We start from the raw sequence: 15081 nt of genomic DNA on the forward strand, positions 1-15081 counted from the left end.
ATGGAAGTGCTCAGGGTGCTGTAGAGCGACTATCCGTAACCACCCCGTTAGATAATCAGCTGCGTGGTTCGGTTCGTCGTCATCGACAAACTGCCTCATAATGCTGACTGCGGTCTCGAACTGCTGTCCGATGACCCGTGACTCGCTACACGACTCACTCGACTGACGTGTAAGTCCCTTCAGGTCCATGTCCAACTCTTATGTATGGATTTCCAATGCCTCAGCGATGGATTTCACAACACTAATTTCATTTCGACTATTGATACTATTATCCATATCCATTTAATTCTCAGTTCGAGCTATACGCAATCTTCTTATTGCCTTTTTCCACTCAGGGATCGATGGGAAGAGGACGATCAACAAAGTCTTGATAAGAAAGGTTTTAGGTGCCTTGATCCAGTGCACTCTATTGATTAACCAGCGAAGAGCATCTGTCCGCCGACCATTGCGAGCGAGAAAGATTACTATTTGTAGTTTCGAGTATTCAAAATATCGGGTGGCCGAACGGAGACGCATATCTGAAATACGCTCTTCGCGGCACCAGCAAATAAAAGTATCATGCCAGGCTGGTGAATTCCCACGTTTCGTTTGCCAGCTGCTATCTCCGTCGGAGAGATGGTAGACAGACACCGGGGCATCAATGTGCACGAAGGGGAACAGGCAGCCGAGCCGCACCCAAGTGTCGTTATCCTCGCCAATATGGACGCCCAGTGGAAACAGGCCCGCTGTTTCAATTGCAGATTTGTACACCATGATGGACGACGAGTTTACCTCCTCAGCCCCGGGGCTGAGGAGGTAGGCAAAATAATCGGGGACAGGTAAGAAGCGACTTGACGACGGTATGTCGTTGGTTGGCGGGACACTATGCACGCTGCGCCCGAAGACCACGCTGGCCTCGGGATGTTCGCTGCGTGCGGTGCAAAAGGCCTCTATTGCTCCAGGTAAATACTCGTCGTCGGCATCTAGAAAGGCGATCCAGTCAAAACGCGCCTCACTGATACCTCGGTTGCGTGCCCCGCTCACGCCCGCGTTACTCTGCCGCAAGAGGCGGATCGGAAATTTGTCAAAACCCTCAACGAGCGCGGGGCCATCGTCGGTCGAACCGTCATCAACCACGATCACCTCGTTCGGCGGCACACTCTGCGCCGCAATTGACGCCAAACAACGCTCTATGAAGGATTGCTTGTTGAACAGCGGAATAACGACGGAGATACCTGGACCAGTCATCGAAGCGACTTCATCTCTTTGGCAAAGTGTTCAAAGGCAGTGGCCAAATCCTGCTGGCATTCTGCAACTTTGTCCGCAGGAGCGCAGGATGCAAGCTTGTGTAGATCGGCGAGCGCCTCCTCACCCGTCAACTTGACGGGCAACCAGTCGCGACGCTCAACTGCACTGGCGTAGTCATGAAACTTGAAGGTTCCGCCGAGCAGCCCGGTCTCTTCAATCCAGACCGAGGGAACCCCAAGCGCATCGGCGAATATCAAACCGTGTAAAGAACTGGAGAGGATAGTCTCGCACTCTTGAACTTGGGCAAATACATCGGTTGGTTGAGCAACCGGCGAAATAACCTTCACCTCCTTCGGTGAGCGGGCTTTAATCGTTTGGAAACAGGGTGCGTCTAGGTTGGAATGGTGCGGAATAACGCCGAGCGCGTATTTCGCATCGCGTCTTCGCCCCATTATTTGGGCGGCGTATAGGCCCGGATCGCCCAATGGAATGTCTGGTTCGTGCCCTTCGATGCGGTCACGAGTGTGAGCACCCCGTACAGCGAGGACGCGCGCCCTCGGAAAACGACGCCGGCTAGCCGCTTCGATGAAACCCGATCCGAGGATAAACCCGCCGAACGCCTCCGGCAGGTGTTCGAGGATGCTGCCGGTCGAGGCAAGTTGCGCGTGTCGTTGATAAGTATGGACCGGCGTGAACCCGTGGTGGCGCAATACTACCGGCGTCAACAGGTCGCCAAAATTGACCGTCTCGCGATACCAGTAGGCTGACACTCGGTTGCCTTTTATAGCGCCTAGTGCCGTGTGCGGTAGGCGTTCTCTTAAGTGATAGTTGAAAACCCGTCCGAGGCGGCGTCGTAGCATCTCTACCCTTTCCTAGTTGTTTTCGGGAGAGCGCAGGGCCGCGCCGCAAGTTCAGTGTAGAGTTGGGTCACCCCAAGCGCGACACTATCCCATGAAAAGGCGCGCGCCACGAGATCGCGCCCCCGCGCGCCCATTTCGGTAAGCACGCTGGGCGGGGTCTGTGCAAGTTCGGCGATTGCAAGTTTAAGACTCTCTTGATTTGGCTGCACCCACCAGCCGCAACGGGACTCTTCAATCGCCTGCCAGGGCGTGCCACGAGAGGCGATGACTGGGCGACCCACGGAGAGGGCTTCAGCCACGACTGAACCAAAGTTTTCAGTGAAGCTCGGCAGTATCAACGCTTGCGCCGCCGTCAACTCGCGCTCCTTTTCAGCGCCATATATGGGGCCGGCAAAGGAGACACGGGACTGCGCTCCAAGCTCTGTAACAAGCGCCTCTAGCGTTCCGCGATAGCCTACCTCGTCGGGTCCGGCGAGGCGCAGCGTCCACCCTTCAGGTGCCGCGATTGCGAAGGCGCGAATCAACGTCTCAAGGTTTTTCACCTGATGGAGCCGCCCCAGAAACAGCAGCCTCTTTTGAGCACCCTCAGCGGGGAAAAAAGTCGCAGGCAAATCGACTCCAAAAGGAATTTTGACCACTGCCGCCGGACCCGTGATCCCGGCCACAATCCGCTCCTCCTCTGCCGAGGTAACGTGCAGCCGATCTGCGCGCAGAAAGTCCCGCCTCTGATAAAGCGCCCAGGCGAAGTCCTTGCGCAACTTCCTATGATGTCTTGCCCATGGAAGCAGCATTCCATGCGCGCTAATCACAGTGCGCCGTTGGGTCGCTCTAGCGGCGCGCAACCCCGCGTGATTCATCATGGTCCAAAGTCCATGGCTATGAAGAACTGCACCTGAGGGTAGACACTTGAGCACGTCAGTGATCAGTCGCACCAGGCGAGTCAGGCGGTACGCACCGCCAGGCTGGATGCAAATCGTCTGCTCAGCCCATGCAAAACTGTCATCATGTGCCATTGTAATGAACCTGCTGTCGACGCCTTGCGCGCGCAAGGCCTCGGCAAGTGCGGGAACCATAGCAGCGATGCCTCCTGCCTGCCTGCGCAGGTCGGGAACAACATGAACCACAGTGACGTCCGGCATGTCTTCAATCCCACGAAAAACGCGACTGCAGCCGACGATAATTCGGTTGTCGAGCGCCGGACGGCTCCCCAGCGACTGCAATAACAGTCAAAATGAACTCGCCTTCAGTTGAATTAGCTTGATCCAGAGTGGTGCCTACATGCTCCAGCATATGAAGGAGGTTGGTTGTCAAATTTAGAAGTCTTACATATAGGCATGATTTCAAGATTTTAGGTTCCCATTCCTGTCGATTAAGAGCGCCTGCTGCGCAATCTGCTGCACAGCCGAGACGAACCGCGTCGGGGCGAAGCGGTTACGCGCCGCAATGGCTCCAAAGTGCAGGCGACGCTGTAACGTTTCATCTTGGCCAAGCGCGACCAACTTTGCTGCAGCTTCATCCTCTGAGGAATAAAGCTGAAAGGGGTCAACAGCGATTTCATCTTGACCAGTATTCCGGGGCATGAGCATTATCGCTCCTGCCCCGGTTATCTCAGCCGAAGAAATCCCGAATGCTTCGTGGCGGCAGGAATTTAACCCGTATTTAACTCGGCTCAAAAGCTCGTTACGGTCTGCACCCATGCGGCTAGGGATGAGCGTAATCCACTCATGCCCCTGTACCAACGTCCGGATCCGCGCTGCGTACTCGGGGGAGCCATCCGGGCCAGCTATCAGAAGCTTTCCGCTGAAACCCGCGGCGCGGGCCCGGTCAACTATGCGGATGCAGGCCTCCACCCGCTTTTCAGGTGAAATCCTCCCAAAGACTAGTACGGCATCGTCGCGAGTGTCCCATGGTGCCCCATGTGGCGGCACTGCAACAGCGGGATGTATTACCTCGATCGGTCCGAAATAGACTTCTGAACATTGTGCCTTGAGCCATTCGGAATTCGCGACGAAAACGCCGGATGCTCTCTCTCGCATAGGTCCAGAAGCGACTCGCTGTAAGAGACCAGAAAGCCGAGATTTAATAGACGAACGCGCGCTTTCCTTCCAGAACTTGGCAGCCAAACTAGGGTCGCAGTCAATCGACGAGAGAAAATGCAGCGCGGGCCGCCCCCAAGGCAGAATGCCAGACGCGCTGACCCGCAGGTCGAAGGCACCGCCCTCTACATGTAGCGCCCGTAGGAAACGGCCTGCGGCAATCGCGCCGAACCGCAACCTACTCTCATTAGCGGCATATTGGACCGTGAGCGCCCCAGCGGGGATCGCCGTGCCAGCAAGCTTATTCAAGTCCTCAAGGTCAAAGCCGCCTCGAGTGTAGACGGTCACATCAAAGCTATCCAACAGGGCGGTGAGCACCCACATTCCAGCAGCCTCGGCCCCGCCGCGGCCCCAGATACCATGGGCTACAATTGCTCTAGGCCGCAACGATTTCGCTGTCATGTTGTCGTGCCTCTGCGAAGGAACAGGGCTTGGACTCTGTCGCGCTCGGAATCAGTCAGTCCTAGTATGTAGGTAGTCGCCGTTGTCGAAACGAGTGTCGCAGCTCCAATAAATAGTAACCGGTTTCTAGATGGTTCAAACAATGTCTCGCAGATAAGTGCCAGCGCCAACCCTGGTAGCAGCACCGCTAAAACCCGTATGACTGGATCGCGCAGCCACCCCATAGTCGCCCCATCTACATAAGTGTCCAGCAGCAGCACACGCACCAGTGCCACGAGGGTTGTAAAAGCGACCGCCACTAGAATGACGTCTTGGAAATCGCCTGTGACCCGACCAAAAAAATAGGCGACCGGCAGCATCAGGAGCGACAAGCCTCCCGCGATAATCTGGAACCGTGCCAATCTGCCAATGGCCATGTGAGCGATGCCAGTCCCGGCTGAGCTCTCATCAATCACTCCGTTTAAAAGCATCATCGTGCCAACGAAAATGACGGCCGGATTTGCTTGACCCAGCCACAACTGTAAGACGGCAGGCATTTCGACGGCCAATGGTACTGCAAGGGCACCGGCTACAAGCATCGAAACCTTGCAAGCGGTGAAGGAAAGACCCAGCATCTGTTCTCGATCACCACTTGCCTCGCGGACGTAGATGCGGGGTGTTATCACAGTCCTGAGAGAGGTCGCAAACTGGCGCGCCGCGGCGGGAATTTGGTTGCCAACTGAAAATGCGGCGCTGGCTACTGGTCCACCGATAACGTTCATGAGGATCGCCAGTCCCTGATTGCGCGCTACCGCCGACAGCGACCCTACGACGGACCAAGAAAAGATCTCACCGTGGAGACGTAGGAGCGTAACGTCGAAAAGGTGCGCTAGCTGCGGCCTCGTTTCCGGGTAGTCGCGCAGCGCGATGGTGACACCGACTATCGTTGTTGAAATTGTCACCCCTGCTGTAGCAATCGCGTAGGTCTCTAGCTGTCCATCCTCTAACAGCGTGAGGTAATAGCCGACCGGTACTAACAGCCAAGCGCTCAACACTTCAAGGAAGGCAAAGATCGCGAAGCGTTCACGCGACTGTAAGAACGCTTCGTAGGGCGCGAGGAAAGCGCCGAAGCTCGTTGCCGTCAGGATGCAGAGGTAGGAAAAGGCCGTTGCGTCGGTCAGAGCGACTGGGATGACGAGCACAGTGTTAACGAACCATAAACCCGCTGTTGTTCCAATCGCCACAATCGTAAGCGCGACCAGAAAATGAAGCCCTAACAACGAACTGAATAGGCGCGATCTCGCCTCTTTGCTCGTCGTCTCCAGCGAAATGGCACGTAGGCTTGTCGCTTGCATTGCGGCGGTTAAAAACCCGACAAGGAGTGCTACAGATATTACCGCGAAATAGGCACCATAACCTCGAATCCCCATCGCATCTAGCAAAAGGCGCGTGGTGACCAGCTTTGCGACGAGCACGCCGATAAGTCGAGCCCAAGTGACCAGACCGTTAATCGCGATGCGGATAGAGGCCGAGCGTCCGGTCGCAAGCGGGGCAGGGCTCATCGCGCGGCCTGTTCCATTATTTACTGGACCCAATGTCCGATGAGCTAATATTGTCCAGCACCGCCATCTGAGCAGGAACCTCGACACCGGGACGTATTACGCGAAACGCCGTAACCCAGACACCGTCCTTAAGCGTGATTGGTCGCGCGAAGAATGGAAAATCCGGCCGATTCCAGTCATGGCTTCCGGTCAGCAAACGCGCTCCTTGGCTGAGGCATACGTTGTTTCCAATACGGACCTGACACAGGTTGTCAATCCAGACATCCTCGCCGATCCAAACATGATTCCCGATCTCGAGAAACCAAGGATATTTAATGTTCACGCGTGGTTTACAGATGAGGCCGTTCCCAATGCTAGCGCCGAAAACGCGTAGAAGCTGCGTTTTAAGGCCATTCGGCAAAAGCCCAAGCAGGGCTGAGCGGAAAACCAAAACGTTGACGATATACCAGGCGATTTGCCATGCTTTCCCACGGTTCCCAGGAATGATGGGCTTCTGGAATTTGCCCAAGTCCAAATAAGCGATGCGACGCAAGTGGTTAGACATCAGGCCCTGCCCCGGTTAATTTCCCCCATGCCGCAGGAGATAAGTCTTGCCCCGAGGGGGATACCCTAGCGACTTTGGCCCGTCGCCCGCGAGACACCTCGAAGCTCAGCTGCGTGAGCATACCGATGGCCGCCCAAAAAGCTGGCGACAACGCTCCCCCTGGCGAAAACATCCACGCCTCAAACTGCGCGTGCACTGTAAGCGCAGTGATGTAGCCGATCAGAAGGAAAAGGAGCAGTCGGTCGCTCGGGTCGCGGGTCGCTGCGATGGCATTGAAACCACGCAAGATCACGCTGAGCAGCATGCAGAAGAATAGTGCCAAGCCAACAAGGCCGATTTCCTCAGCGATGGCAAGAAAGACATTTGCTTTCTCCCTACCGTAGCTGGACGCACCAAGACCCAGTGAGTAATCGTCGAAGCCGTAGGACACCCCGTAACCCAAACCAAAGAAACCGCCCTGCGCCGCCCCTTCGTAAGAAGCAGACCAAGTGAGTTCACGCGACGCCAAGACTGAGGTGGTGTCACTAGCACCTTTGTATATGTACTGCCCAATTATTTCGTCACTTGGCACCGGAAACAAAGCATACATCATTACTAGGATGACCCATGTAGCCGACAGAAGAAGTGTGAAGCGCCCCATTCCACGGCCCATTGCGAAAAATATTAGAAGTATTGTAGTCCCTAGAAAACTTGCACGAGCAAAAGTTGATACCAACAGATATAGAAGCATGGCTAAGACCGCGTAGCAGACCCAGCGTTCGCGCTGTGAGGTGTCTGACCCCGACATACGCCACAGTGGCGGCGGCATTGCTCCAAGAATGAGCATGCCAAGAAAGTTCGAATTTGAGGTTAGCCCGCGGTAGAGCGTTACCGCCTCATTCATTTGCACCTGCGCATCGGTAGTTGCCACCCCCCCCCATCCGGCAATTAGTGCAAGAATAGTTAACGGCCAGAGGACGTTCAATGCGCTCTTGCGCGGAGCATATTGCATCCAAAGAGCTCCGGCTGACGTGTAGGAAATCACCACCACAGAATAGGTGAGGGCCTTGGGCGCCGAGAGTTGAGGCACGTCAGACCATATTACGGAGAGCAACACCAGAACAAGAAGGCTTAACACAAAAATCTTTGGGTACCCACGCAAGCCGGTGAACAAGTTTTGCGATAATAACAGGCTTAGGAGGAGCAATAGTAGTATCAACCAGCGCATTCCAGAGTTGAGTACAATATTAATGTAGGAGACGCTGGGTCCTGCGGTAGCAACCAGTCCTAAGGCTAGCAGCGCACCTCGCATGTTTAATTTTATACGCATTCAGCTCAGTGGTCTTCCTTTAGTGGTCGAGGACGGTCCTTCAGAGCCTCCCGCCACGCAGCCATGATGTTCATGGCCCAAGCCTCAGTAGTCCAACTCTGAATGCGTGCTGCAGCATTCTGGCGCATGATTGCAACTCGTTTCGGGTCTTGTGACAATGAGCCGATCACCTCACGCAGAGCGGGGATGTCATTCGTCGGTACGACGATGCCTGTCTCACCGTTGACTACCAGATCTTCGATACAACCGCAGCAGTCATGCACTGCAACCGTGAGACCTGCGCTCATAGCTTCATTCACCACAAGGCCCCATGCTTCTGATCGTGACGGCACCACCAGCACATCCGCTGCGGTGAACTCAGCCCAAAGCTCGGCGCCCTCCAACCGCCTCCGATACAGGACGCGCGGATCGCATTTAGTCGCGGCAACTACGGTATCGCGCATCGTTCCGTCTCCCACTACCACCAGCCGCGCGTTCTCAGCCCCCGACGCGGTGGTAAAGGCTTCAATAAGCTGGTCTACGCCTTTAATCGGCTCTAGCCTACCAACGAATAGAAACACCACTGCGTCGTCCGACACTACCATCTCTGCCCGCAAGGCATCCCTGCAGCGAGGCCCCTCGACGGCCACGAAATCCTTGATGGCGCGCGTGTTTGAGGTCATGCTAGCAGGAAAGATCTTCTCAGGCGGAACACCCTGTTCCATTAAATAGCGGGCCTGTTGCAGACCACCCGGCGTGAAAGCGTGGATAAGTCGCAGCACTAGTTGCCTCAATAGGGGTCGCAGGCCGAACGAGGTGCTGGTCCATGTATCAGACATGCTGACGACCCGTGCGCCCGACAGGCGCGCAATAACGATAGCAGCTATGACGAGTGGATGGCTCCAACCCGCGACGAATACTAACGAGGGCCGAGTTCGACGAATCTCAGACAATAGCGTTCTTATAGCCTGACCCTTCGATGATGGCAGGGTACAGTAGTTCAGCTTTGCGACGTCTTGGCTCCAATCTTGCGTGACGGCAGCGCCTGTGAACCAGCCGCGAACTGAACCGCCCCACTGTTTCCGTAACTCTTCCAACACAGCGACGACATAGGGTGCCGGTTCTATCAGCACGGCCATGGCCACGTATGGGGAACTCATACCACCGCTTTAGAGATGGCTCTCTCCATCAAGGCAGTCATCATGGTTGCGTGCACTCCCCATGTGCAATGCTTGCGAACATGCTCGGCACCGCTGACGGCAAGGCTTCTCCAATAGTCTCGTGGCCCGCAAAGCACCGGGCGCAGCGTGTCCACCAGGCTATCGATCGAGCGCGGTGCGACCAAAAGGCCGGTCACGTTGTGCTTGATGAATTGCGATGGCCCCTCATTTTCGACGCCGACGGCCAATAGTCCCGTCGACATCGCCTCAAGATACGCGACACCGAACGCTTCGCGGTAGGAGGGCAGCACAAAGACGTCGGCCTGTGCTAGTTCATTAAAGACCTCCGCGTTGGTCCGCACTCCGAGGAACTGCACCCGGTCCGACAGCCCCTGCTCGGCAGCCTGTGTTCGTAAGGACTCGCGCTTTGGACCATCGCCAATGACCTTCAGGCGCCAATTCACAAAACCCTGTGTCGACAGCCTATGCAAGGCATGGAGTAGAAGGTCGATACCCTTGCCTTCTTGAAGGTTTGATACGGTAATTAACTCGACGGGTGCTATGTCCGGCTGCGGCGGAACACGCATCAGCCCAGGTATGTTCACACCATTCCATACTGTCTCGACGTGGTCGCCACGGCCGGCTAGTCGCTCGGCATACTGTCGCAGCGGATCGCCTACGACCACCAGCCTGTCTACCGACGTCAGCGCCGCGTGAAACCGTTCTGCCTGCCCACCCGATGCAAGATAAGCTGTGTTAGTATTTTGGCCATGTAGCACCACAGCCACAGGTAGCCTCTCGCGCTGCGCTACAGGCACTACCCCAGGCGCAAGTCCCTCAGTATGCACAAGTAACATGTCTGGGCGCCTTTCGGACACGAAACTTGTGGTCAGGCGGGCGCACGCAGCGTCTAGCATACAATTTGTAAGTGCGCGCAAAATCCCGGACGGCAGCGTCGGGTACCGGCGTAGGCGGATACTTTCAATACTGTCAAAACGGTCCATCTCAATATGGCCACGGTGTTCAGGCGCGACTAGGCGTTGCGCGAAGGATGGGGCGTAGCCTCGCAGCACACCTACGCGTACCCTGTGCCCTAAGGCTGCCAAGGCAAGCGCGGAATCTGAAATGAATCGCGCTGGCCAGCCCTCCGGCTGGTTCGGGAACCAAGGTGTTAAGATCAGGATGTCAAGCACCACTACTACTACTACTACTACTACTCATTTCTTCCAAGGCTGCGGTTCGGCGAGCTTGCCCCTTAAGTTCGCACCACGAGCGGCAGGCTCAAATTGTCGACGGGAATGTTCAGCAGGTCGACCACAAACACTCAATTATTCGTCCTTGTTAGCTTGAACGCTCATTTGCAGCGTCTCGATCTCTGCCTTCAGAGCTTCGTACTCAATCACTCTTCGTTGAAGAAAACTTCCCGTCAGCTTGGCCTTCGCAACCATACCCGTCGGAGTCAAGACGTATGCGTAGCGCAGCTTATTGTCGCTTGCCCGGAAGTTGCGGACCTTGACCTGCCCCTTTTCGACCAGAGCCTTGAGGCAGTAGTTCACGATGCCGAGGCTTACGCCAAGCGATTTGGCCAGCTCCCGCTGAGAGAGCTCCGGGTTGCCTTCAAGCTCTCGCATCACCCGAAAGCGGATATCGTCGTTCACCTGCTTGGTCACAGTCTTGGTGAGCCACGGCTACCGCACTGGAGGTCGCTGTGCGAATCCGTGTGGAAAGGAGCGTTCATTCGTGAACGCCTAGTTGATTCCGACGGTGACTAGAAGGCCTTAGTGAATGATTGTCCAAATTTTAGGATGTCCTCGCCTAGGACTTGCTCGCGCTTCAGTTCCTACTGCTGACCGAACTTATCACTCATCCCGTCGTCAGATCTCTAGCCACGCCCTTTGCGATGCCGCAGGCATCGCGAAGGGGCGTGGCGCGCCTTTGCAATATATCTCTGTAATTCCGGGATGGTTGTAACTGGCGTTTTCTTGGTCGGGTTTAGTGTGTGGTGTGTGTTGCATGCCTGTTAGTCGCCGATGAAGATCCATTCCGCGCCGCCACCTTCATCGAGCGGATCTTGTAAGCCCAGAACCAGCTCGTCCCCATGGCCTCGGCGTAGGAGCGCGACCGACCAGGCAGCAGGTTGTAGGCCACGAACTCGTCGATCACCACCTCCATCGCCTGCTCGTGGGTCAGCCCCTTGGTCTTGGTCAGATGATCGTAGAGAACGGCCTTTGCAAGAAAATCGCCATATTGCACAGCCCTATTCAGGCCCTGGAAGATCGCCGTGTCCTTGGTGATCGCCGCATAGCGGCCCACGGTGCCGAGCTTGGCCGGCGCCTTGTCGGCAATGTTGGCCACCCAGTCCGCGAACTTGCCGCTGGTCAGTGCGGTGTCCACTTCGCTCAGCCCCTCGGAGATCGTCGACAGCTCGCCCTCGCTGATGAGCGGCGCGATCGACAGGCGCTGGGTGGCATCGCCTACAGCCTTCAGCTCGGTCTCGAGCCTCTTGCGGCGCAGCGGGTCACTGGTTCCGCCCAGCAGCGCCACGATCTCCATCTCCCGGCGGCGGTACTTCTGGAACTGATGAACCTCGCGCAGAGCCTTCCGGTAGCCGGGCCCCATTGCCGTGAACGGCACCCCAAGCGTGCTGAGCTGCAGCGCAGAGGACAGGGCGTTGGCCACCGGCACCACGATCGAGCGGATGATGATGGTCTGCTTGGCGACGCTGATACCCGTCTGCCAGGCTTTCTCAGCGGTCACCAGGTTGCGGTAGGCGTTGTTGCCCATCAAAGAGCATGCTGGTGTCCGGCACGGCGCCCTGCAGCCCCGTGTAGAGCCTGCTGTTGCCGGTCCAGGCATCTGCCACCGACGGCATGCGGTAGCCCACCGTGTTGTTGACCATGTCGCGGCGGACCATGAAGCCGTCGTCTCCGAACTTCGCGCCGATCAGCGCCTTGGTCTCAGCCGGAACCATGGCCCAGGCATCGCGCCAGATCGGATCCTTCAGATTGGGATCGGACAGGTCAACGAACTCCTTCGTGCGGCCGGCGGTCTTGGCCTTCTCCCAGACTGCATGGCTCGCATCGACCAGCTTGGCGTTGAAGAAGACCGCGGTCTCCTCCTCCTTCTGCCGGCCAGCCCAGGCCCCCATCATCTCGCCAAGGTGCGTGCTGGCCTGCAGACCCTCACGCATCTTCGGATCGACGTGGCGCTCGTAGGCGCGGACCTGGCCCGAAATATCGCGCACCGGCAGCAGCTTCTCGCCCTTGGACTTGTGCCCGTTCAGGATCCGGCCCCGGACACGATCAACGTCGTCCTTGTCGATCCGGCCCGCCGTGCGACCGTCGATCGCATAGCCCGACTGCGGGTTCACACCCATCGCCGTGCGGTGAACCGTCTGCATGACGCCCTGCTGGTAGGTGGCATGCCCGCCAACGGCCGAGAAATAGTAGCCCCGCTTGCCACTCTCCAGGCCCGATCCTTTGTAATCGCCTATGCGCGTGTAGCCCTGCGAGATCAGCGCGGCGCGCTCGGCATCCGGCACCACGCGGAGCGAAGCACCCGCCGAGGTCTCGGCCGGAATGTAGCCCTGAAAGCCGTTGACCTTGGCGGCATCAGAGGTGGCTTTCTCCATCTCGTTCTTCCGCAGATCATGCAGGAAGCCCAAGACGAAATCGACGCCCTCCGGCTGGTCCTTGGCCATGCGCGCGAGGATGTCCCGCTTGGGCTTGTCGACCTTGTCCAGAGCCAGGAGAGAAACGAGGCGCGAGACAGCGGCGACGGCGGCATCACTGGGATTGGTGGTGAACGTCTGCCCGCCGAAGGCCGTGACCGCGTAGGCGTTGCGCATCAGGTCATCGGTCAGTGCCTCGCCGGTGATCATGTAATGCGCCAGCTCGTCGGCCTTGTGCTCCCATCCAGGCTGACTGGAACGGTCGATGCGCTTCAGCTCGTCCTTGGCTTTTCGGATCTCGGTGCGCAGCCGCTTGGGGTCCTGCAAGATTTGCCGAATATCCGCCGCAGACAGCGTGTCGCCCAGACCGGCCACATCGGCACGCCCGAAGCCGTCGAACATCGCGCTCCACTCCTCCTGGCTCGGCTCCTTGGTGAACCGCTCCGAGATCATGTCGACCACCGACTGACGCCAATCCTGACGCAGCGCCGAGACGGCGAACCGCACCCGGTTGATGAGCTGGTAGACCTTGCGGTTGGTGTCGGTGATCCCGACGATCTCGCTGACCATCTCCTGCAGGGGGACGGGCAGGGCGGTCTCGTTCAGCGTCGACACAGCGGCCTATGCCAGCACCTTGCCCTTGTCCTCATTGAGCGCGGCGCCCAGTGCCAGGCCCGCCGTGCGGATGCTGGTGCGGAGCTTCGAGCGGCTGCCCTCCAGCTCAGCCCGGATCGACTTGTTCTCGTCGCCCCGTGCCCAGTCCCAGACCTTCTTGCCGGCATCCGACATCAGGCCCGAGAGGGTGGCATCGGCCGCATCCATGAAGCCCGACGCGCGAGCCTCCAGCACCGCCTAGTCACTGCGCTCGATCTCGGCCAGCGCCGACGCCAGCTTGTCGATCGCCGCGACGTTGTCGCCTGCCTTGCGCAGCACCTTGCTCGACATCCGGTCCAGTGCGCCATTGGCCAGCGACGCCAGCCGTCCATCGAGCGTCCTGTCCGTCTGGTTCGGAGCCTTGGGCATCGGCAGCTTGCGGACAGCGTGATCCAGCCCACTGTTTTGATCGCCCAACGGTACCACATGTGCCATTAAGACCACACCGTATCTGGATCCAGCAAAGCCCGATCCAAAACCCTGCAAACCCTCTAGGATTGTCCCTGACGCGGTTCATCCGTCCATCTTAGCATGGACTTATGAAACGCAAACTCACCACCAAATTCATCGAAGGGCAGAAGCCTGATGTGTCCAAGCGTCTCGATTTTCGCGACGAGTTGATGCCGGGCCTCGTCCTTCGCATCAGCACGTCCGGCACGAAGACGTTCTGCATGCACAAGCGCATCAACGGCAAGATGCGGCGACTGACCATCGGACGGTTTCCTATCTTGTCGCTGGCCGAAGCGCGCGAACGGGTGCGACAGGCGCTCTACGATATTGAGACGGGTCGGTTCGAGGATCGCACGGGCTTGGAAGTCGAATCAAAACCCACGCTCGGCGCGGTGATCCCTGACTACATGGAGAAGTACGTGAAGGTTCACAACCGCGACTGGAATCGAAAGCAAGCCTTGCTGGCCAAGTTCACGACCCTGCACGACAAGCAGATCGACCAGATCAAACGCGCCGAAGTCGTGAAAGCCTGCGACTTGATCCGCAAATCCGCGCCGACGAGTGCGAACCGGGCGCTTGCCCACCTCAAACACCTCATGGGCTGGTGCGTCGAGCGCGGGATGATCGATGCCAACCCCATCGCTGGGATGAAACCGCCATCTAAGGAAAAGTCACGCGAGCGCGTGCTGACCGACGATGCACTTGGTGCGCTGTGGGCGACCTGTGACGCCGAAGGCTATCCTTTCGGGGATTGCATGAAGCTGTTGATCCTGAGCGGCCAGAGACGCGCTGAGGTCGCCGAGATGCGATGGTCGGAAATCGACCTCGAAAAACGCCTGTGGACCCTGCCTTCGCAGCGCGCCAAGAACGGCAGGCAGCACGCTGTCCCGATCACCGACGCGATGCTGGACATGCTGCGCAAGGTGCCAAGGTTCCTCGGGTCGGATTACGTGTTCACGACCACCGGGAAATCCCCCGTGTCGGGCTTCGGTCGCGTGAAAAAACGGCTCGACAAGGCACTACCCGTAGGCACGGAACCGTGGATCATCCACGACCTGCGCCGCACGATGTCCACGAACATGGCAATGCTGGGCGTCCCACAGCCCGTTACCGAAGCTCTGCTGAACCACAAGACAGGTGTGGTCTCTGGCGTGGCCGCTATCTACAATGTCTACTCATACGCGGACGA

The 15081-nt window shown here is 57.7% G+C and carries 15 protein-coding genes; 1 reads left to right on the forward strand and 14 read right to left on the reverse strand.

From position 1 onward, the window contains the following. Positions 1-282: 282 nt before the first annotated feature. The 14 genes from AC04PT_RS19870 to AC04PT_RS19935 all read right to left on the reverse strand — a co-directional run bounded on the left by AC04PT_RS19870 (position 283) and on the right by AC04PT_RS19935 (position 13877). Positions 283-1227, reverse strand: a complete 945-nt coding sequence (locus AC04PT_RS19870) for a glycosyltransferase family 2 protein (protein ID WP_482875531.1) — start codon at positions 1225-1227, stop codon at positions 283-285. Beyond that, positions 1224-1997, reverse strand: coding sequence for a polysaccharide pyruvyl transferase family protein (locus tag AC04PT_RS19875; protein ID WP_482875532.1), 774 nt, complete (start codon positions 1995-1997; stop codon positions 1224-1226). The genes AC04PT_RS19870 and AC04PT_RS19875 overlap by 4 nt, the downstream gene beginning before the upstream one ends. A 92-nt stretch (positions 1998-2089) precedes the next feature. Continuing rightward, positions 2090-3226, reverse strand: a complete 1137-nt coding sequence (locus AC04PT_RS19880; protein ID WP_482875533.1) for a glycosyltransferase — start codon at positions 3224-3226, stop codon at positions 2090-2092. A 201-nt stretch (positions 3227-3427) separates the two neighbouring features. Beyond that, positions 3428-4507: a glycosyltransferase family protein gene (locus AC04PT_RS19885; RefSeq protein WP_482875534.1), complete on the reverse strand. Its 1080-nt coding sequence runs from the start codon at positions 4505-4507 to the stop codon at positions 3428-3430. Positions 4508-4581: 74 nt separating this feature from the next. Further along, positions 4582-6126 (reverse strand): lipopolysaccharide biosynthesis protein, encoded by a 1545-nt coding sequence (locus AC04PT_RS19890; RefSeq protein WP_482875535.1) that lies wholly within the window; start codon positions 6124-6126, stop codon positions 4582-4584. A 16-nt stretch (positions 6127-6142) separates the two neighbouring features. Further along, positions 6143-6634: an LbetaH domain-containing protein gene (locus AC04PT_RS19895; protein ID WP_482875536.1), complete on the reverse strand. Its 492-nt coding sequence runs from the start codon at positions 6632-6634 to the stop codon at positions 6143-6145. A gap of 28 nt (positions 6635-6662) precedes the next feature. Beyond that, positions 6663-7979 (reverse strand): O-antigen ligase family protein, encoded by a 1317-nt coding sequence (locus tag AC04PT_RS19900; RefSeq protein ID WP_482875537.1) that lies wholly within the window; start codon positions 7977-7979, stop codon positions 6663-6665. A gap of 5 nt (positions 7980-7984) precedes the next feature. Continuing rightward, positions 7985-9097 carry a glycosyltransferase family 4 protein gene (locus AC04PT_RS19905; protein WP_482875538.1) on the reverse strand — a complete coding sequence of 371 codons (1113 nt, stop codon included), beginning with the start codon at positions 9095-9097 and terminating at the stop codon, positions 7985-7987. A 17-nt stretch (positions 9098-9114) separates the two neighbouring features. Next, positions 9115-10314: a glycosyltransferase family 4 protein gene (locus tag AC04PT_RS19910; protein WP_482875539.1), complete on the reverse strand. Its 1200-nt coding sequence runs from the start codon at positions 10312-10314 to the stop codon at positions 9115-9117. 132 nt (positions 10315-10446) lie between these two features. Next, positions 10447-10776 carry a MarR family EPS-associated transcriptional regulator gene (locus AC04PT_RS19915; RefSeq protein WP_482875540.1) on the reverse strand — a complete coding sequence of 110 codons (330 nt, stop codon included), beginning with the start codon at positions 10774-10776 and terminating at the stop codon, positions 10447-10449. Between the two features lie 334 nt (positions 10777-11110). Continuing rightward, positions 11111-11902, reverse strand: coding sequence for a hypothetical protein (locus AC04PT_RS19920; RefSeq protein WP_482875541.1), 792 nt, complete (start codon positions 11900-11902; stop codon positions 11111-11113). After that, positions 11865-13403: a hypothetical protein gene (locus tag AC04PT_RS19925; protein WP_482875542.1), complete on the reverse strand. Its 1539-nt coding sequence runs from the start codon at positions 13401-13403 to the stop codon at positions 11865-11867. Before AC04PT_RS19925 ends, AC04PT_RS19920 begins: the two co-directional genes overlap by 38 nt. Before the next feature lie 6 nt (positions 13404-13409). After that, positions 13410-13637, reverse strand: a complete 228-nt coding sequence (locus AC04PT_RS19930) for a hypothetical protein (RefSeq protein ID WP_482875543.1) — start codon at positions 13635-13637, stop codon at positions 13410-13412. Between the two features lie 3 nt (positions 13638-13640). Beyond that, positions 13641-13877 carry a hypothetical protein gene (locus tag AC04PT_RS19935; RefSeq protein ID WP_482875544.1) on the reverse strand — a complete coding sequence of 79 codons (237 nt, stop codon included), beginning with the start codon at positions 13875-13877 and terminating at the stop codon, positions 13641-13643. Positions 13878-13981: 104 nt separating this feature from the next. On the opposite strand from AC04PT_RS19935, the gene AC04PT_RS19940 reads away from it, so the two are divergent. Next, a partial coding sequence (locus tag AC04PT_RS19940) for a tyrosine-type recombinase/integrase (RefSeq protein ID WP_482875545.1) occupies positions 13982-15081 on the forward strand: 1100 nt, incomplete at its 3' end.

It is taken from the genome of Litorisediminivivens sp. KMU-197, assembly GCF_056858395.1.

Bases quoted from the DNA above. Each gene is read 5' to 3' on its own strand.
- AC04PT_RS19920 (WP_482875541.1), bottom strand. From the start codon at position 11,902: ATGGGCAACAACGCCTACCGCAACCTGGTGACCGCTGAGAAAGCCTGG.
- AC04PT_RS19885 (WP_482875534.1), bottom strand. From the start codon at position 4,507: ATGTGGGTGCTCACCGCCCTGTTGGATAGCTTTGATGTGACCGTCTAC.
- AC04PT_RS19905 (WP_482875538.1), bottom strand. From the start codon at position 9,097: ATGGCCGTGCTGATAGAACCGGCACCCTATGTCGTCGCTGTGTTGGAA.
- AC04PT_RS19890 (WP_482875535.1), bottom strand. From the start codon at position 6,126: ATGAGCCCTGCCCCGCTTGCGACCGGACGCTCGGCCTCTATCCGCATC.
- AC04PT_RS19870 (WP_482875531.1), bottom strand. From the start codon at position 1,227: ATGACTGGTCCAGGTATCTCCGTCGTTATTCCGCTGTTCAACAAGCAA.
- AC04PT_RS19880 (WP_482875533.1), bottom strand. From the start codon at position 3,226: ATGCCGGACGTCACTGTGGTTCATGTTGTTCCCGACCTGCGCAGGCAG.
- AC04PT_RS19900 (WP_482875537.1), bottom strand. From the start codon at position 7,979: ATGCGTATAAAATTAAACATGCGAGGTGCGCTGCTAGCCTTAGGACTG.
- AC04PT_RS19935 (WP_482875544.1), bottom strand. From the start codon at position 13,877: ATGGCACATGTGGTACCGTTGGGCGATCAAAACAGTGGGCTGGATCAC.